This window comes from Clostridioides sp. ZZV14-6345, from assembly GCF_020657775.1.
GTDB lineage: Bacteria > Bacillota > Clostridia > Peptostreptococcales > Peptostreptococcaceae > Clostridioides > Clostridioides difficile_D.
This window is the reverse complement of sequence record NZ_JAGWCX010000039.1, coordinates 1-19,454: the sequence shown is the minus strand read 5'-3', so window position 1 is coordinate 19,454 and position 19,454 is coordinate 1. Positions and strand designations below refer to the sequence as shown.

Here is a 19,454-nt window from a genome sequence, read left to right as displayed (position 1 = left end):
CTGAATTATATAGACTTAATAATTAATTATATATTATACATTATAATACAAAACTTGTATAATAAACTATAATATATCAAAAAGTTATTTAAATAGCTATTAATATACTTTGCATAATCTAACTAATATAAGGAGATTTTTAATATGAAGTTGACTAAAGAAATATTGGAGTATGCTCTAATAGGAGGTACCATTTTAGGTGGAGGAGGCGGAGGAGCAAAGGAAAGTGGAAGAGAGCTTGGAGAATATGCCTTAGAATATGGATTTCCAGAACTAATAGGTATAGATAAATTAGATGATGATGCAATTATTTTAAATGTATCAGCAGTAGGAGCTCCAGCTGCACCACTTAAGTACGCTGATAGCAATGATTATATAAATACAGTAAAAATTTTTATTGATAAATTAGGATTGAATGTACAAGGTATTATTACAAATGAAAATGGAGGATGTGCAACGATTAATGGATGGCTCCAATCTTCTGTACTCAAAATACCAATGATAGATGCTCCTTGTAATGGGAGAGCTCATCCAACAGGTCTTATGGGAAGTCTTGGATTACATAGAGATAAAACATATAAATCTTATCAAGCTGTGTCTGGAGGAAATCCAGAACTTGGCAATCATGTAGAGGGGTTTGTAGGGGGGGCTTTAAATAAGACTTCAGTAATTGTTAGACAATATGCTGTAGCTGCAGAAGGATTAGTGGCAGTGGCTAGAAATCCTGTAAAAGCTTCTATTGTAAAAGAAAATGCTGCGATAGGAGGCATAAGCCATGCAATAGATTTGGGAAAAGTATTTTATTTAGGTTTGGAAACATCAAATGATGAAGCAATAAATAAAGTTGTGGAGTTTTTGGATGGAGAGATAGTATCAGAAGGGATAATAGAAACTTTAGAGTTACAGACTACAGGTGGGTTTGATGTAGGTAAATTGACTGTAAATGGTTGTGAAGTCACTTTTTGGAATGAGTATATGACAGTAGAAAAAGATAATAACAGAATTGCAACATTTCCAGATTTAATTATGACTTTTGATAAAAATACGAGTATGCCTGTTACATCAGCAGAAATTAGAGAAGGGCAAGAGGTAATTTTAATAAAAACTTCCAAAGAGAATTTAAAACTTTCAACAACGATGCAACAAGAAGAACTGCTAAAAGATATAGAGGATATATTAAATAAAGAAATAATTGCATTTAATTAGGATATAGAGTAGTTTAATTGACTGAATAATTACAATTACTTAAATTTAAAAAGAAATAGGTAACTTATAAAATTTAGTAAAAAGTTTATAAAATATAAATAAAATGTTAGTGCCAATATAAATATTAAAGGAGAATTACAAACAAAAGAAACTAAAATTGGATGGTGAGCAAATATGATGTTAAAATAAATTTTAGACATTTATGATATTGTTACAATAACAGGTAAAAATGGAAAATCCTCAGGATGAAGAGCTAAGACACTAGGTGTATTAGGGAGATTAGGGGGAATTGGAGCTAGACCAGAAATGATAGGTATGGTTTCAGATACTGATGGTGCTTTAGTAGCAATATCAGTTGGAGCTATAGAACAATAAATAGAATTTTTAATATACAGATAAATCTCTTTATTGTTCTATAATATTATATTTAATAATTATTTCTATTTTGATACCTTAATTTTAGGGTTTATTATTATGGATATTAATATCATACAAAAACTCAAAATCCAGTGAGTAATTCCAAATTTAGATATTAACAAATTCAATCCTGCTATAGCAAATAAGCAATATTTAATTAGGATTAAAAGTGTATTTATAGAAATTCCTTTTATTGAAAGTATTCTAAATCCTAGGATGGACATTCTAAGTCCTACAAATGCCAATAATATACCTGTAATGTCCTGAATTAAGTAATAGTATTCAAATTTCATACTTAATCAACTCTTTTCTGAACAGTGTCAAATATCTCTGATTCTTCAATTTCATCATCCGTATATGTAAGCATAGTAAAACCAGTCACTCCATAAATAAATGAAATTATAGGAGTAATCCAACTTAAGAAACAATATGGTATAAATTCCAGTGGGCTTACCCCAAGAGTTTGAGCACAGAAAACAGCATTTGAATTCCATGGTATTAGTGGTCCACCAAGTGTAGCTGTATCTTCTATGATTCTAGATAGATTCTGTGGTTTTAATTTAAACTCTTTGTATATTGGAGACATTAAAGTTCCAACAAATACTGAAGTGAACATCATTGACGAACTAAATGCATTTGCAAAGTAACTTACTATAAAAGTAGACCCAACCAGTTTAGTTCTTGATTTTCCTATTTTAGTTATCAAAGGTTGAAGTAGTACTTCTAAGAAACCAGTTTTTTGGAGAATACCAGCAATAACGAAAACTACAAATACTAGTAAAACGGTTTCAGCCATACTCATTATTCCACCACGATTTAATAGTTTGTCGGCATAAACAAATCCAGTATCTATAGTAAATCCTGATAGCATGTAATTTAAAACATCACCTATTTTTTCCCCCTCTTGAAATACGGCTATAATAAGTCCCATGATAGCTGAACTTAGTATAGATATAATAGGAGGTTTTTGTAACAATAAAAGTAATAACAAAAACATTATTGGAATCATTGCTACTAAGCCAATATGAAAGTTTGAATTTAATACATTTTTGATTTGATTTATTTGAATGTAGTCTATAGTATTATTTGAATATTTTAATCCAATCACTGTATAAAGAACTATACATATTACATATGCAGGGCCTGTTGTGTAAACCATGTGCTTCATATGTGTAATTACATCTGTCTTACAAACTGCTGCTGCTAAGTTTGTAGAATCTGATAGAGGAGACATTTTATCTCCAAAGAAAGCTCCAGAAATAACTGCACCAGCTGTTAGACCAAGAGGAATACCCATACTAGTACCAATACTCATCATTGCTATACCAGAAGTTCCAAGAGTCCCCCAAGATGTACCAGTAGCGACAGAAGTAAGTGAACAGACTATTAGTGTTGTAAGTAAAAAATATTTAGGTGTTATTATTGTTAGGCCACTATATACTACTGTTGGTATTGTACCAGCAGCTATCCAAGCTGCTATTAGTACACCAACAGAAAGTATTATTAAATTTGATTGAAAGGCATCCTTACCAACTTCAAATCCAAAAGCTTCTATTTCGTCATTAGTATAACCAAGCTTCATAGCTGCAGGAACTACTATAAGCCATGAAAGCAAAAACATTGTAGTTATAGAAGCATTAAATACAACTATGCCAACTGATGTTAGAGCTATTATTGCAAGCATTACTAACAAGGAATATCTAAATGAAGGTCTTTTTCTTTCTGTATCTATTTTCATAGTGCAAATTCTCCTTAAATATTTTTAGTTAATTGCATTTTTTATTCTTATAAGAGCTTCTTCAAGCATACTTCTTGGACAAGCTAAGTTTATTCTTTGATATCCACTTCCTCCAATACCAAAGCCATTTCCTTGATTTAAAGCAACTTTACCTTTCTTTACAAGTATACTTTCTAGTTCCTCATCACTTAATCCAAGTTCACTAAAGTCTACCCATAACAAATAAGTGCCTTCTGGTTTTCTAACTTTAAGTTTTGGCATGTTTTCATTTATATATTTTATAGCAAAGTCTATGTTAGATTCTAAATATTCCAAAAATGATTCTAGCCAAGGTTCGCCATTATTATATGAAGCTTCTGTTGCAACTAAGCTAAAGCAATTATTTCTCTTTATATCAATTCTAGTAAAGGCATCATCTAACAATTTATAATCTTTTTCATCAGGTAGTACTACATATGATGATTGAAGACCAGCTATGTTAAAAGTTTTAGTTGGAGCCATACAAGTAATCGTATTTTTTTCAAATTCTTTAGAAATAGATGCCATAGGAACATGCTTATGTTTTTTTAATATGATGTCACTGTGTATTTCATCAGATATGATTTTTACATTATGCTTAAGACAAATATCTCCTAGTTTTTTTAATTCATCTTTTGTCCATACTCTACCAACTGGATTATGAGGATTACAAAGTATGAATAATTTTACATCTTTAATCTTGTTTTCGATATCTTCATAGTTCATTATGTAGTTTCCATCTTCTAGTTTTTGTAATGGGCTTATAATTAGTTCTCTATTATTGTTTTTTACAACGCTATTAAAAGGGCTATAAACTGGTTCTTGTATCATTATTTTATCGTTTTCTTTTGTAAGTTCGTTTATTAAAAGGCTTATGGCTGGTATTACGCCTGGACTATAAATTAACCACTCACTTTTTATTTTCCAATTATGTCTTCTATCCAGCCAATTTACTATAGATTCATTGTAAGAATCTGGTCTTGTTGTATAGCCATAAATTTCTTGTTCCAGTCTATTTATTAAGGCATCAATTATACAAGGTGCAGCTTTAAAATCCATGTCAGCTACCCACATAGGAAGTAAATCATTAGTTCCGTATTTTTTATCCATCTCTGACCATTTAGATGAAAAATTATTGCTTCTATTAACAATTTCATTAAAATTATAATTCATCGTAAAAACCTCCAGTAATTTTAAATTTTATGTTAATAATATTAAGCAAACAACATGCCAAGATTGATAATAAAAAATATTTATCCATGAGTTAATATGTAGTATTAAGTAATTTCAGAGTATAGAGAAGATAAAAATATTAATTATATTTAACACTTTGTGGAAAAGGTTATTTCTAATAAATTTTCAGATATATAAAAATATAATTAAATAGGTTTAAATGGTTCAACTGTTTAACTTATTAGACCTATTTATCTTTTTTAGAAATTCAACCCCCTTTGATGTTATAATTGAGCCACCACGACCAACAAGTATGTCTACAAGTCCAAAGTCTTGTAGTTCTAGAAGTATGTTTCTAATCTGTTGTTCTGTCAAAAACCTATTTTCACCTAAAGCTATTTTATATAGGCTTTTTCTACCAATTCTTTCTTTTAAATCATAAGCTTTTTTTAGATTATCCAGTATAAATATGTATTCATCTAGAGACCTTTTAAAGTTATAGTCGTGTTTTATAAAGTTTTTGTCTTTGTTAATGTTGAATTGATACTTTTCTATATTATCAGTTACTTTATTACAGATAGTCCTGCTATAATTTGAATCTATAGTATCTAATATATACTCAGGTAAATCACATATTTCTATAATATCTTTCCCTAGGTAGCAGAAATATTCTCCTAAGTTTCTTAATTCTCTTATATTTCCTTCCCATTTATACATTTTAAAGATTTCTTTTACTTCTTCACTTAGACTAAAATTACAGGGAATATCATATTTTAGTGAGTCAAAAATTTCAAATATGTCACCAGGTCTTTCTCTAAGAGGATGTATTTTAAGAGGAAGAACATTTAACCTAAAATATAAATCTCTTCTAAACATATTTTTAGATACGAGTTCTTTTAAATTTCTATTAGTAGCTGCAATTATTCTTACATCAATATCAATGACATTATTGGAACCAATACGTCTTACTTGTTTTTCTTGTATAACTCTCAGTAATTTGGATTGAGAATTTAAATCCATTTCTCCAATTTCATCTAAAAATATAGTTCCATTGTTGGCTAATTCAAATAAACCAATTTTTCCGCCTTTTTTAGCCCCAGTAAAAGCACCTTCATCATAGCCAAATAATTCACTTTGCAGTAGATTTTCTTGAAAAGTACTACAATTTACTGCTACAAAAGGGCCATCTTTTCTTCTAGAAGCACTATGAATGGATTGAGCAAATAATTCTTTACCAGTACCACTTTCACCAATTATCAAAATAGATGAGTTTGATTGGGCCATTTTATTGGCAATTTTTTTTGTATTAATAGTTTGTATACTAGAACCCAATATGTCATCAAATGTATATTTACTAATATTACCAGAGTTAACTAACTGTGCTCTTAACTTAGCTTGCTTTTTTTCTAGTTGAGAGAACTTGGTCATTTTTAATATAAATCCATCAAATACATTTAATTGTATGTGCTTAATCTCTAAATTTATATCAATATGATTTATTTTAATTAATTTCTCAAAAAATGGAGTTTTATTGGTCAATATATTTTGGAAATTGATGTCCTTTATACAATCACCAATAAACGAATCAATCATTTCATTTGCATTTATAGATAAAATTTTTCTAGCCATATGATTATAGAATTGAATTATTCCATCATTATTTGTGCATATGACTCCATCATCAATTATAGATAATAACAAATCAAACTGTCTTTCAAATTTATTTGCATCTAATAATAATTCACCTGTACTATAACTTGTAGGAATTATTTTTTCTACATATTTTTTTATCAAGTCATCTTTTATTAGATGTTTTAGTTTAGTCTTTGTAGCAATTTCAACAATACAACTTAAATCTATTATTCTATACTTTAAGTCTATGACTTCACAATTTTTAAATTTAGGTAAGATTTTTTCGCCAGGAGTTAGTATTACAGCATCTGTGGGAGTAAATTCAATCTCTGGATAGCAAGGCAGGATATTGATATTGTCTATTCCTAGTCTATGTATTAAAGAAATTGTCTCTATTGCCATATCCTTACTTAAATTATATACATAAATAATTTTATCTTTTTCTAATTTAGATATCATATCAATACTGTTCTTTTCAAATGTCAACTTAGGAACAATAATTTGAGCATCATAGTGAGATAATTTTACGATTTCATCATACTTTAAATAAGCAGATAGAAGTATCAATTTTTCTTTAAAAAACCTTAAATTTCCCTCTTCAAAAGAGTATAAATTTATTTTTAGATTATTGCCTAAAAATTGTCTTATTTGGTTTTCGTAAATTTCTCCAGCATCTTTTTTTAAACTTACAATAGCTAATTCCATTTGTTTCATTTCAACCTCTCATACAAATTTGACTTATTTTAGATTATATAACAATAAAATTAGATATAAATAATTTTATTTAATTATTATTATAAATTTATTATAGATTACACATTGAAGTAAAAGAAATAGCTAAAATTATTCCTTTTATTTTTGTTTTTTGTATCTATTTGGTATAATAGTATTAGAGCATATAATAATTTAGGCAAAATTTCTTAAGGGAATACTAGAGGAGAATATAAAATGAAAAGATGTCTTTACTGTAATAGGGATATAAAGTCACCAAATAATAAATTGGCTATAAAATATGATGACAACACAAATATATATCCATGTCGTGCAGAATGTAAGGAAAAAATTGAAGAATATATAGCAAAAAAACCTACATATAAGTTTATAAATATATTAGAGGTTCTTTTAGGTGTGGGTGGAATATTCTGTTTTTTGAGCAAATGGACTATTTTAGCTCAAGTTGTGCTTGGAATTGATGCATTGGTTATATTTTTATTTCCATTGGCAGGATTTAAGATGAATGGAAAGTTAAGTATGGAACAAACTAAGAATCAAAGTAGGTCTATTGCAATATCAATTTTGGCATTTATAGTAGTAATAACTGTATTGTATTTTAAACAAGTCGGTAAGTAGAGTATAATTAATTGTATAAGACATCATTAGAGTATGAGGTGAATTTATGGAAGAGAGAAAATTAGCACCAAACAATGAGAGAGAAGCTCTTATAAAAAGATTAAAGAGAATAGAAGGTCAAGTTAAGGGTATACAAAAGATGGTAGAACAAGAACGTTACTGTGTTGATATATTGGTTCAAATATCTGCTATAAGGTCTGCTATAAACAGGGTAGGCACAATTATTTTGGAGAATCATATAAAAGGATGTGTAGCAGAAAGTATCAAGCATGATGATGGTGAGCAAACTGAAGAGATGATAAAAGAACTTATGGATACTATAAATAAATTTACAAAATAAGGAGGCGGTTAGTTATGAATCAACAAGGATTTATTATGGAAATTGTTGATGATAGAACTGCAAAGTTAAAAATGCAAAGACATTCAGCTTGTGCTGCTTGTGGAAAATGTGCTACTACAAATTCAGCAGAGTCAAAAGAAATATTAGTAGAAGTAGACAACACAATTGGTGCAAAAGTTGGTGACCATGTAGAGGTTAGTATGGATAATATGAATGTATTGAAAGCAGCTGTAATGGCTTATATAATACCCCTTATAGCACTTCTAGTTGGAACAATAGGGACTTATTATATATTGGGGGCAATTGGTATGACAACTGGAGTTGAAGCTATAAGTGGACTAGTTGGAATTTGTCTTACAGTAATTTGTTATTTATACTTAAAGAAGAATGATAAAAAATTCAGAGATAGTAGAGAGTTTATACCAGTAATAACAAGAATATTAATTGACCTTTAAAATAATTATAATTAAAAAATAGCAATGTACTTTTTAAATAAATACCCAATGTGTATTTGTAAAGTTTTAGTACATTGCTATTTTTATATTTTTATTTTGATTTTCTGTAAGGAATAAAGCTTTTTCTGATTTTCAAAAGATTCAATGTTCTTACAAAAGAAGTTACAACCAATACTCCAAGTGCTATTGCAGCACTTAGAAATAATGCATCTGTACCTTTTGACATAGCCAAAGAATAATTTTTCTGAATCAAAGATAACATTGTATTGTATAGTCCAATTCCTGGTATTAGAGGAAGAATACCTGGAATTACAAACACAATAGCTGGTTGCTTTAGTTTTCTAGCCAAAGTCTCACTACATGCAGAGACCAAAGCAGCAGCTATAAAACCTGCAAAAACTGCGTTTGTAGTAAAATTAAATAAATAAACATACACAATCCAACCGACTCCTCCAGTTATTCCAGCTGGAAGAAGTAGATAAAGTGGGGCATTAAAAAAAACAGCAAATCCAGCAGTTGCAACGCCTGAAAATAAAAAATGCAAAATCATTGACATATCAGTCATTAGAAAGGACCTCCAATTCTATACCATGTATCAAGAACAAAACCAACTCCAGAAGCAATCGCAATAATAATCATAGCAGCATCAAAAGCACGAGAAATTCCTGATATTAAATTACCTGATATTAAATCTCTAATAGCTTTTATAAAAGCAACTCCTGGGAGTAGTGGCATTATAGCGCCAACTATAAGCATTTTAGGGTCATCTAAAATCCCTATTTCAACTAATAGAACTCCTGAAAGTGCAATTAAAAAAGAAGATACTAAACAGGAAAACGCAGATATTGCACTTATCTTCATTGTTTTATCGTAAGTAATTGCAGCAAAGATTGCTATTATAAATGTAAGTATAAAATTTAATACATAATTCCCTCCAAGCAAACAAGCAAAACAAGCAGATGCAATTCCTGTACAAGAGTAAAATAACCATAAAGGATAAGGTTTTACATCTTGTATTTCATAAAGACGTGCAATAGCATTATCAATATCATATTCTTTGTCACTAACAAATTCTCGAGAAAAACTATTTAATAAAGAAATCTTATTTAAGTTTATACCTCTTGATTGAATCGTTTTCATAAACGAAAAGCCATCAAATTTCTCATCTGAAATAATTATTACTGTAGGAGTTGTAAAAATATTTACATGATAAAACCCTCTTGACCTGCATATTCTAAGGACACTGTCTTCAACCCTAGATGTTTCAGCTCCATTTTTTATCATAAGTTCCCCTACAAATAGAGCTAATTTTAGAATATTTTTCTTATATTCAAGTTCCTCATTTTGATTCATAAATACACCTCCAAATTAAAAAACGTAATATTGAAATTATATCAAATTTTTAAGTAATATTCCTTAATATATATAAATATATTATCTTTTTTTTTGTTTCAAAATGGTCACATTTAAATTATATCCAATTAAAAGAATTAGACAATATTATTTATTATATTTTAACTTAAAAATAAAGAAAGTAACTATCTTAAATATGGAAAAATGGCAAAACACTTGACTATTAATTAGTAAAGGACTATAATAATAAATTATCATATTGATAAAAACGAAAATTATGAAATGTCTGTAAAAATAAAATTTAAATAATAACTAGGAGGAATAATATGTTTGAGAACTTGAAAAAAGCGGACCCTGAGATTTATGAAAGTATGAAAAGAGAGTTAAAAAGACAACAAAGAAATATTGAATTAATAGCATCTGAAAACATAGTGTCAGTTCCAGTAATGGAAACTATGGGAAGTCATCTTACAAATAAGTATGCAGAAGGTTACTCAGGAAAAAGATATTATGGTGGATGTGAGTACATAGATGAAGTTGAAACTCTTGCAATAGATAGAATCAAAAAGATATTTGGAGCAGAGCATGCTAATGTTCAACCTCACTCTGGAGCAAATGCAAATATTGGTGTATATTTTGCTATGCTAAAACCAGGTGATGTTGTTATGGGAATGAATTTATCTCAAGGGGGGCATTTAACTCATGGTGCTCCAGTTAATATTTCTGGTCAATATTATAAATTTTATGAATATGGTATAGACAAAGATAGCGGACTTATAGATTTTGATGAAGTTAGAAAAATAGCACATGAAGTAAAACCTAAAATGATAGTTGCAGGAGCAAGTGCGTATCCTAGAGAGATAGATTTTAAAAAATTTAGAGAGATAGCTGATGAGGTTGGAGCATTACTTATGGTAGATATGGCTCATATAGCAGGTCTTGTAGCTGCTGGTCTTCACCAAAATCCATGTGAAGTGGCTGATTTTGTTACAACAACAACTCATAAAACTTTAAGAGGACCTCGTGGAGGTATTATTCTTTGTAAAGAAAAATATGCTAAAGCTATAGATAAAGCAATATTCCCTGGAATTCAAGGTGGACCTCTTGAGCATATAATTGCATCTAAGGCAGTTTGTTTTAAAGAAGCTTTGAGTGATGAGTTTAAAGAGTATCAAATACAAGTTGCTAAAAATGCAAAAGCTTTAGCTGAAGAACTTATTAAGAGAGACTTTAAATTAATTTCTGGGGGTACAGATAATCATTTAATATTATTAGATTTAACTAATAAAAATATAACTGGTAAAGCTGCAGAAAAAAGATTAGATGATGCTTATATAACAGCTAATAAAAATACAATTCCATTTGACCCAAATGGTGCTCTTGTTACAAGTGGAATAAGACTTGGTACTCCAGCTGTAACTACTAGAGGTATGAAAGAAGAGGATATGGCAATAATTGCTGAGGCTATAGACCTATGTTTAACTTATGATGAAGAATCTAAGGCTAGAACATTGGTTGTTGGCTTAACTGAAAAATATCCTTTATATGAAGAATATAATATTATGGATTAATTATAAAGAATAATTAAATAGAATATATTTAAATAATTACAGTGATTGTGTATGTATTTGAATATATATAGATACAAAACCCGATTGATATAATCTCCTATATCAATTGGGTTTTGTATTTTTTAATTAAAACTTTAAGATTTCTTAAGAATTATACTAGGTTTTTCTAAAGATTTAAAGTCTATACTTATAAATATAGTCATTATAGGAAAAGAAAGACTTTAATGGGGAGGGAATCTTATGAAAGTATTAATTCTTACAGGAAAATTTGGTATGGGTCATTACTCAGCATCAAACTCTTTAAGTGAAGATATAAAAGCAAAATTTAACAATTCAGAAATAATAATTAAAGATATATTTGAATACATTATGCCTAACTATTCAGATAAAATGTACAAGACTTTTTCTATTCTTGTAAATCGGGGAAGTAGTCTTTATAATTTGTTTTATAAATGTACTGAAAATGGAAAGAAAGATATAAAATTTACTTTTTCAGATTATTTTTTAACTAAATTAGATAAGTTACTTAATGAAGTAGAACCAACAGTAGTTATTTCAACTTTTCCATTTTGTTCTCAACTAGTATCTAGATATAAGGAAAAGTATAATTCAAATCTTCCTTTGATAACATGTATAACAGATATAAGTAGTCATTCAGAATGGATTAGTAAAAATACAGACTGCTATTTAGTAGCTAGTAAATCTACTAAGGAAGAACTTATTTTTAAGGGAATAGATGAAGCTAAAGTTAAGGTTAATGGTATTCCAGTAAAAAAAGACTTTAAAAAACTAGAACATATAAATCATTCAAATAAAAAAAATATACTTATAATGGGTGGAGGATTAGGATTACTACCTAAATCAGAACAATTTTACAAAGAATTAAATACTTTAGAAGGAGCAAAAACTACTGTAATAACTGGTAATAATAAAAAAATGTATTATAAATTATATGGCAGATATGAAAATATAGAGGTAATGGGTTATACTGATGAAGTATATAAATATATGGAAAATGCTGATATTATTATTTCTAAACCAGGTGGAATAACATTATTTGAAACAATTTATTCAGAACTTCCAATATTAGCATTTAATCCATTTTTACAACAAGAAATAAATAATGCTGATTTTATATTAAATAATGGTATTGGAAGAATACTTGGTAAAAATAAAAAATACTATGTAGATGAGATAAAAGATTTAATTTATGATGATGCTACTCTTAAAGAAATGAGTAGAAATATGAAAGAATTAAAAAAGCAGTTTGATAACAATACATTAGAAAATATTTTATTTTCATTTGATGAACTAGGAGCGTGTAGAGAATGTATATAGTAGGTTTAATTATAGTTATTGCATTGATTTTTTTAGTCCATTCAATTATACCTACATATTATAACAAACTATTAAATAAAGATGTATTAAAAAACATGGCTGGAGAAAATGAAATTGCACTTACTTTTGATGATGGTCCAGACAAGAGATATACAGAAAAATTACTAGATGTATTAAAAGAAAATGATATACAAGCTATGTTTTTTGTAGTAGCAAAGAATGCTGAAAAAGAGCCTGAAATTATAAAAAGAATGTTAAGAGAAAATCACATAGTTGGCTTACATTCATTGGAACATAAAAATGCATGGCTTTACAGTTATAATTATGTTAAAAAAGATTTTATTGAAAGTACAAATATAATGAAAAATTTAGGTGTAGATATAAACTACTATCGTCCACCATGGGGTCATACTAATATATTTTCAAAGTTGTTTGTTGAAAAATATAATCTAAAAATGACTTTATGGGATGTAATGGCAGAAGATTGGAATAAAGATAGTACAGTAGAGATTATTATAAACAAGTTGATGAGTAGAACAAAAGAAAATTCTATAATTTGTTTACATGATGCAGGGGAGAATTCAGGTGGTGCAGTAGGTGCACCTGAGCGTACTATTGAAGCCTTAAAGGTAGCCATTCCAAAGCTTAAAGCTAGTGGTTTTAAATTTGTAACACCAGAAAGGATGTAGTTATGATAAGTAAAACTGAAAATAAAAATAAATGCCTAGGTAGTGTAGCTTTTTTAGTTTTACTAATGGGCATAACAGGATATTTTGTTTTTAGAGGGCAATCAATTGAATCATTAATAAAATCATTAAAAGGTGCAAGTCCTATGTTTATACTAATTGGATTTGCGATGATGATTATATATGTTGCTTGTGAAGGTGTAAATATATATCTAGGTATAAAAGCTTTAAACCAAAAAACAACTTTTTTAAAATGTATGGGATATGCTTTTATTGGATTTTATTTTAGTTCAATTACACCTTCAGCATCAGGGGGTCAACCAGCACAAGTTTATTATATGAAGAAAGATGATATAAATATCTCCTATTCTTCACTTATACTATTAGTTATTGTTGTCATTCATCAAGTAGTTATATTGGCATATAGTGGAACAATGTTCATTATGGAACGTGAATTTATATTAAACAATGTAAGTGGAATGAATATTTTACTAATATATGGTGTAATAACAAATGTTGTTCTTGTAGTTGGAGTAATTACAATTATATTTTCAAAAAAATTGGTAAACAAATTTATAATATCAATAACAAACTTATTAGGTAAGCTAAGAATAATAAAAGATGTTGAAGGTTCAAGAAAAGTTATAACTTCTCAAATTGAAGAATATGTTAAAGGAGCTCAATATATAAAGCAAAATCCAAAACTTGTAATACAAATTTTAGGCATAACTATTATACAAATAACAGCTATGTTTTTAGTACCATTTTTTGTATACAAAGCTTTCCATCTATCAACATATACTGTATTTGAGATATTAGCAATACAATCTCTACTTAATATTGCTGTTTCATCATTACCATTACCAGGAGCTGTTGGAGCTTCTGAAAATAGTTTTATGACATTATTTAAGATATTTTTCCCAGGGCATTTATTAGTTCCAGCGATGTTACTTAGTAGGGGAATAAGTTTTTATGCATTTGTAGCTATAAGTGGATTGATATGTATTGTAGTACATGTAAAATCTTCTGAAAAAGTAAAATCAGTAAAAAAAGTTGTTTATGTAAGATAATCTTATATAAATTATTTTTATTAATATGTCAATCTGTGTACACATTTTAATTGGATTTTAAACATGTTTACAAGAGTAGAAAGTATTAAAACATGTGACATTGCTAAGCTTTTGTTAATAAAGTATAATATTTTATATAGTTTGAAATATTTAAGAAATATAGCAAAAAAGGAGCTTAAGGATGAATAAAGAGATTCCAAAAAAAATTTTAGTAGCTGATGATAATCCTGAGATTAGGGAAATTGTAGAAATTCTTTTAACTGGTGAAGGTTATGAAGTTGTTATGGCAACGAACGGAGAAGAAGCTGTAAACTTAGTAGATAATACGATTGATTTGATTATTTTGGATGTTGTCATGCCTGTTAAGACGGGATTTGTTGCATGTAATGAAATTAGAGAAAAAACAACAGCTCCAATATTATTTTTAACTGCTAAAACTCAAGATTCTGATAAAGTTATTGGATTTTCAGCAGGAGGAGATGACTATTTATCAAAGCCTTTTTCATACTCTGAATTAATTTCAAGAGTTAAGTCACTACTCAGACGTTATTATATATATCAGGGAAAGGAAAGGGAAAAAGAGCCAAATATATTAAAAACAAAAGAATTATGTGTAAATTTAGATACTCAAGATGTTACACTAAATGGAGAATCTGTGTTTTTGACAACTATAGAATATAGTATATTAGTTCTTATGTTGAAAAATAGAAAAAAAGTTTTTTCATCTGAAAATTTATATGAAACTATTTGGGATGAGCAGTATTTTTATACAGCGAATAATACCATAATGGTGCATATTAGAAATCTAAGAAAAAAATTAGAAAAAGACCAAAAAAATCCACAATATATAAAAACAGCATGGGGAAAGGGGTATTATATTGATTAGCAAAATTAAGCCATCAAAGTTGGGAGTTATACTATTGATATATGTACTAATCTCAGCTGCAATGGCTTTCATTTTAAATATACCATTTTACTCTGCTGTTGAATCTATAGTAAAGGATGTATCAGAAGGCAAAGTTTATTTTAAAAGAGAAGTAGACCAACTTATGGATAATTTTCAACTTTATGTTAATGAGAATGGAATAAGTTCAAATGATGGAGATAATATAGCAAAATGGAATAGTGATAATTGGTTTGTTTCTATGAAGATATACAAAGGAAATAAGGTTTTTTATGATACATTATACTATCCTAATGAAGTGCCTGATAAGAGTGAGGAAAATGAATTTTATAGTAGTTCTATGGCTAGACATTATGAAATACAATTTTCTAATGTTAAAGCTAATATAGTCGTAATAGCTTTATTTAGATTTAGATTTCAAAATTTTATAGAAGCAATTTCTATTACATTCATGGCACTTACGTTTATTATAACATTCTTACTGTTGTTGAGTAGAAAGATAAAATACCTAAGAAAAATAGAAATGGGTATAAAGATAGTAGAGAGCGGCAGTTTAAAGTATAGAATTCCAGTCAAAGGTAATGATGAATTATCATCACTTGCATCTAGTATTAATGAGATGAGCCATACATTAGAGAATCAACTTATAAAAGAAAGAGAAATGAAGAATAAAAATAAAGATATAGTAACTTCAATATCACATGATGTTAGAACTCCATTAACATCAGTAATTTGTTACTTGGATTTAATTAAAGACCATAAATATAATAGTCCTGAGCAATTGGAACAATACATAAAAAATGTAAGGTCTAAAGCATATCAAATAAAAGATTTAACGGATGACCTTTTTACACATTTTGTCAATTCTGGAGAGGAAGTTGCAAAAGAGTATGAAAAAATAAATGCTAATGAATTTATTTTTCAATTGCTTTTAGATAGTTCATATACATTGGAAGAGAAAGGATTTCATATAACAATAGAGAATGAACTTTATAACCAATATCATATTTATGTAGATGTTACACAATTTAGAAGAATATTTGATAATTTATGTTCTAATATAATAAAATATGCTAGAAGAGATAAACCTATAGTATTTTTAATTAAAGTGGAAGATTCTAAATTATTAATTATACAAAAAAATAGAGTGAACAATTTTTCTAATAATGTAGAAAGTTTTGGAATTGGTATAAAGAATTGTGAGAAAATAGTTGCATATCATAATGGAAGTATAAATGTAAATTCTGATGATAAAGAATTTTCTATTGAAATATCTATTCCAGTAAAAAAATCATAAAATCTTAAGTTGTATATTGTGCAATTTTATTGTACACCTGTAAGTAAGTAACAAGTTTACTTATAAGACCATATAATATTATTATCTTAGAAAAAGGGGACATAATAATATGGTTTTGACAGGAGCACATTATATTTACATTATATTTATGGTAATTATATTAATTACTATGATTATGAAAAAGGATACAATAGTACCCTGTATATTAGGTGTTTTTTTCATGGGACTGTTCTTTGAAAAAAATATTTTTGGTGCTATAACATCAATATTTAACTCTTTTATTATATCTTTAAATGAGTTGGGACCAATTATATTAATTATAGCTATTATGGTTGCTTTATCTAAAGCTTTAGAAGCTAATAATGCTATACAGTATATGGTAAGACCATTTTCAAGAGTTATAAAAAATTCTAATACAGCATTTTTTGTAACTGGATTTGTTATGTTAGTTCTTTCTTGGTTTTTCTGGCCAACTCCAGCTGTTGCCTTAGTCGGAGCTGTATTTTTACCTGTTGCTATGAGAGCTGGATTACCAGCAATTGGTGTTGCAGTAGCATTAAATTTATTTGGTCATGGTCTTGCTTTGTCTACAGACTTTGTTATTCAAGGGGCTCCAAGTATAACAGCTGGTGCAGCAGGTGTTGCAGTATCATATGTTATAAATGATGGTATGATTTTGTTTTGGGTGATGGGAATAGTAACCATATCTATGGCATTTTATACATTGAAAAGAGATATTAACAAAGGTATGTTTAGAGAGGAATTAAAAGAGCTTGAAGATGAAGAAGTAGAAGAGTTTAATGGAAAATCTAAAATAGCAACTATTTTAGTAGCTTTAGGATTTCTTGCTGATATAATTGCCATGTATGTATTTGACCTAAAAGGAGGAGATGCATCAGCTCTTTTGGGTGGAACAGCAGTATTTTTAATAATCATTATAAATACTATAAATTTTGGCAAAGATAGTCTTGAAAATGTATGTGAGAATATAATTGATGGTTTTGTATTTGGTATAAAAATATTTGGGGCAATTATACCAATAGCAGCATTTTTCTATATGGGTGAAGTTGCACCTTTGACAGGTGTGTTTGGAAAGGTATTAACACCAGGCTCACAAGGCTTATTATCAGATATAGGTATAGCTCTTTCTCAAACAATACCACTTAATAAATTTGCTGTATCAGGTATAGAAACTGTAGTAGGAGCAATAACTGGGCTTGATGGTTCTGGATTTTCTGGAATTTCATTAGTAGGTTCACTTGCTTCTGTGTTTGGAACTGCTATCAATGCAAGTGTCGGTGCATTAGCTGCATTAGGACAAATCAGTGGTATCTGGGTAGGTGGAGGATGTCTAGTTCCTTGGGGACTTATTTCAGCAGCAGCAATTTGTGGAGTTAGCCCTATAGAATTGGCAAAACGAAATTTTGTACCAGTTATAACCGGACTGATTGTAACAACTATAGTAGCAATGTTTATTATCTAATCAACGTAAATACTAATTATACAGTTTAAAAATAGATGTATAGCTATAATTTATAATAATGATTTTATTAATGTTAAGCCATACATCTATTTTTTATTGATATTTTATTAATATTATTTATATAGAAGAATATTTTTTTATTATACTATACTAACTATGTTAATTATAATAACTATGTTAGCTTGTAGACTTTAGATGTAATTATAAATATCAATACTTTAATAGTTCAAATTCATATCCTAGCTTTCTTGCATCTGATATAAAATCATTTAAAATTTCTGTACTAGTTTTGGAAACTGCATGTAATAATAAAATCGAACCATCATGTAGATTATCCATTATTTTTTTTGTTGCTTCTTCATGTGATGGTTGTTTTTCAGTGTCCCAGTCCCTGTATGCAAAACTCCAGAATACAGTCTTGTATCCTAAATTTTTAGTCATTGCTAAGCTTTTCTCTGAGTATTTGCCCATAGGAGGTCTAAAAAATTTAACCATATCTTTTCCAGTTACATCCTTGTAGAATCTTTCAACATCATAGAATTCCTCATTAAAGTTTTTTAGATTACTTGTTTTTGTTGGCATGGATGGATGCGTTTTACTATGATTTCCAACTATATGCCCCTCAGAAACCATTCTTTTTACTAAATCTTTATTTTCTTTTATGTATGGAGATGTAACAAAAAAAACTGCTTTAACCTGATTTTGTTTTAAAATATCAAGTATCTTTGGAGTGTATCCATTTTCATAACCTTCATCAAATGTAAGATATATTGTTTTCTGACCATCTTTTGTAGGTCCATTGTATATAGCATCATAGTCAGAAAATTTAAAGCCAATGTCAGTATTTACTTCTGGGGTTTTATGTTTATTATTTGGTATATAAAACCAATCAAGAGCGGTGTTATCTAAAGAGGATACATCTAGTTTGTTATTAGCATTATTAGTAGTATCTTTTGATGGTTTATCTGTCCCGTCTGAAACAACTACATTGGAAGTGTCTTTACTGCTATCTATTTTTTCAGTATCTTCTTGTGATTGTGTTTCCTTATTTTGATTTGTGTTTTGTTTGTTTTGTGAATTTGAACATCCAACAATAAAAAAAATAGCTATAGAAAGTAGTGTTAAAGAATATAATACTTTTCTAAACATTTTGAAGCTCCTTTCTGAATTAATAACAATTACATATAGTATTATTATAATTGTAAACTGTTATTAATAATAGTTACATCTTTAAAAATAAAGTCACAATAGTATGGCAAAGGGTGAATAATCAATAAATTTAAGAAAAAAATAATAAAAATAGTTGACCATCTTATGATAAGGTGTTATTATAGTAAATGTGCTCGATAAGAAGTAAAGAAATGATAAGCACAAAGAAGTTAGTTGAATGAAATGAACTTTGAAAATTAAACAGTAGGTTAAT

The 19,454-nt window shown here is 28.3% G+C and carries 18 protein-coding genes and 1 pseudogene; 12 read left to right on the top strand and 7 right to left on the bottom strand.

The window, feature by feature from the left end; genetic code table 11:
* The first annotated feature begins 144 nt into the window (after window positions 1-144).
* Both KGF39_RS11635 and KGF39_RS20250 read left to right on the top strand, forming a co-directional pair.
* Window positions 145-1,206, top strand: coding sequence for a DUF917 family protein (locus KGF39_RS11635; protein WP_227822430.1), 1,062 nt, complete (start codon window positions 145-147; stop codon window positions 1,204-1,206).
* Window positions 1,207-1,470: 264 nt separating this feature from the next.
* Window positions 1,471-1,581 (top strand): annotated as a pseudogene (locus KGF39_RS20250) (DUF1177 family protein); the annotation flags it as partial.
* Window positions 1,582-1,646: 65 nt separating this feature from the next.
* Here the strand turns inward: KGF39_RS20250 and KGF39_RS11625 are convergent.
* From KGF39_RS11625 to KGF39_RS11610, 4 genes are all read right to left on the bottom strand, one after another.
* Window positions 1,647-1,916 (bottom strand): hypothetical protein, encoded by a 270-nt coding sequence (locus KGF39_RS11625; RefSeq protein WP_054274724.1) that lies wholly within the window; start codon window positions 1,914-1,916, stop codon window positions 1,647-1,649.
* A gap of 2 nt (window positions 1,917-1,918) precedes the next feature.
* Entirely contained in the window at window positions 1,919-3,361 is a 1,443-nt protein-coding gene (gene nhaC / locus KGF39_RS11620; protein ID WP_227822429.1) for a Na+/H+ antiporter NhaC, read from the bottom strand.
* A gap of 24 nt (window positions 3,362-3,385) precedes the next feature.
* Window positions 3,386-4,552 carry a MalY/PatB family protein gene (locus tag KGF39_RS11615; protein ID WP_227822428.1) on the bottom strand — a complete coding sequence of 389 codons (1,167 nt, stop codon included), beginning with the start codon at window positions 4,550-4,552 and terminating at the stop codon, window positions 3,386-3,388.
* A gap of 225 nt (window positions 4,553-4,777) precedes the next feature.
* Complete coding sequence (locus tag KGF39_RS11610) at window positions 4,778-6,898, bottom strand: sigma 54-interacting transcriptional regulator (RefSeq protein ID WP_227822427.1); 2,121 nt, start codon at window positions 6,896-6,898, stop codon at window positions 4,778-4,780.
* A gap of 234 nt (window positions 6,899-7,132) precedes the next feature.
* Between KGF39_RS11610 and KGF39_RS11605 the strand changes: the two genes are divergently transcribed.
* The 3 genes from KGF39_RS11605 to KGF39_RS11595 are packed head-to-tail and all read left to right on the top strand — an operon-like array spanning window position 7,133 to window position 8,329.
* Entirely contained in the window at window positions 7,133-7,534 is a 402-nt protein-coding gene (locus KGF39_RS11605) for a hypothetical protein (RefSeq protein ID WP_227822426.1), read from the top strand.
* A gap of 46 nt (window positions 7,535-7,580) precedes the next feature.
* Complete coding sequence (locus tag KGF39_RS11600; protein ID WP_021385716.1) at window positions 7,581-7,874, top strand: metal-sensitive transcriptional regulator; 294 nt, start codon at window positions 7,581-7,583, stop codon at window positions 7,872-7,874.
* Between the two features lie 14 nt (window positions 7,875-7,888).
* Complete coding sequence (locus KGF39_RS11595; RefSeq protein ID WP_054274719.1) at window positions 7,889-8,329, top strand: SoxR reducing system RseC family protein; 441 nt, start codon at window positions 7,889-7,891, stop codon at window positions 8,327-8,329.
* A 91-nt stretch (window positions 8,330-8,420) separates the two neighbouring features.
* Here the strand turns inward: KGF39_RS11595 and KGF39_RS11590 are convergent, their stop codons facing one another.
* Window positions 8,421-8,894 carry a threonine/serine exporter family protein gene (locus KGF39_RS11590; protein WP_054274718.1) on the bottom strand — a complete coding sequence of 158 codons (474 nt, stop codon included), beginning with the start codon at window positions 8,892-8,894 and terminating at the stop codon, window positions 8,421-8,423.
* Complete coding sequence (locus KGF39_RS11585; RefSeq protein ID WP_003422952.1) at window positions 8,894-9,682, bottom strand: threonine/serine exporter family protein; 789 nt, start codon at window positions 9,680-9,682, stop codon at window positions 8,894-8,896. The genes KGF39_RS11590 and KGF39_RS11585 overlap by 1 nt, the downstream gene beginning before the upstream one ends.
* Window positions 9,683-10,008: 326 nt before the next feature.
* On the opposite strand from KGF39_RS11585, the gene glyA reads away from it, so the two are divergent.
* From glyA to KGF39_RS11550, 7 genes are all read left to right on the top strand, one after another.
* Window positions 10,009-11,253, top strand: a complete 1,245-nt coding sequence (glyA, locus tag KGF39_RS11580) for a serine hydroxymethyltransferase (protein ID WP_227822425.1) — start codon at window positions 10,009-10,011, stop codon at window positions 11,251-11,253.
* 240 nt (window positions 11,254-11,493) lie between these two features.
* A complete protein-coding gene (locus KGF39_RS11575) occupies window positions 11,494-12,591 on the top strand; it encodes an MGDG synthase family glycosyltransferase (protein WP_227822424.1) in 1,098 nt (365 codons plus the stop codon).
* Window positions 12,582-13,280 carry a polysaccharide deacetylase family protein gene (locus KGF39_RS11570; protein WP_227822423.1) on the top strand — a complete coding sequence of 233 codons (699 nt, stop codon included), beginning with the start codon at window positions 12,582-12,584 and terminating at the stop codon, window positions 13,278-13,280. Before KGF39_RS11575 ends, KGF39_RS11570 begins: the two co-directional genes overlap by 10 nt.
* A 2-nt stretch (window positions 13,281-13,282) precedes the next feature.
* Complete coding sequence (locus KGF39_RS11565; RefSeq protein ID WP_227822422.1) at window positions 13,283-14,347, top strand: lysylphosphatidylglycerol synthase transmembrane domain-containing protein; 1,065 nt, start codon at window positions 13,283-13,285, stop codon at window positions 14,345-14,347.
* Window positions 14,348-14,528: 181 nt separating this feature from the next.
* Window positions 14,529-15,233: a response regulator transcription factor gene (locus KGF39_RS11560; RefSeq protein WP_227822421.1), complete on the top strand. Its 705-nt coding sequence runs from the start codon at window positions 14,529-14,531 to the stop codon at window positions 15,231-15,233.
* A complete protein-coding gene (locus KGF39_RS11555) occupies window positions 15,226-16,548 on the top strand; it encodes a sensor histidine kinase (RefSeq protein WP_227822420.1) in 1,323 nt (440 codons plus the stop codon). The genes KGF39_RS11560 and KGF39_RS11555 overlap by 8 nt, the downstream gene beginning before the upstream one ends.
* A 109-nt stretch (window positions 16,549-16,657) precedes the next feature.
* On the top strand, window positions 16,658-18,031 hold the full coding sequence (locus KGF39_RS11550; protein ID WP_227822419.1) for a hypothetical protein: 1,374 nt from the start codon (window positions 16,658-16,660) through the stop codon (window positions 18,029-18,031).
* Window positions 18,032-18,241: 210 nt separating this feature from the next.
* Here the strand turns inward: KGF39_RS11550 and pdaA are convergent, their stop codons facing one another.
* A complete protein-coding gene (pdaA, locus tag KGF39_RS11545) occupies window positions 18,242-19,180 on the bottom strand; it encodes a delta-lactam-biosynthetic de-N-acetylase (protein WP_227822418.1) in 939 nt (312 codons plus the stop codon).
* Window positions 19,181-19,454: the final 274 nt, after the last annotated feature.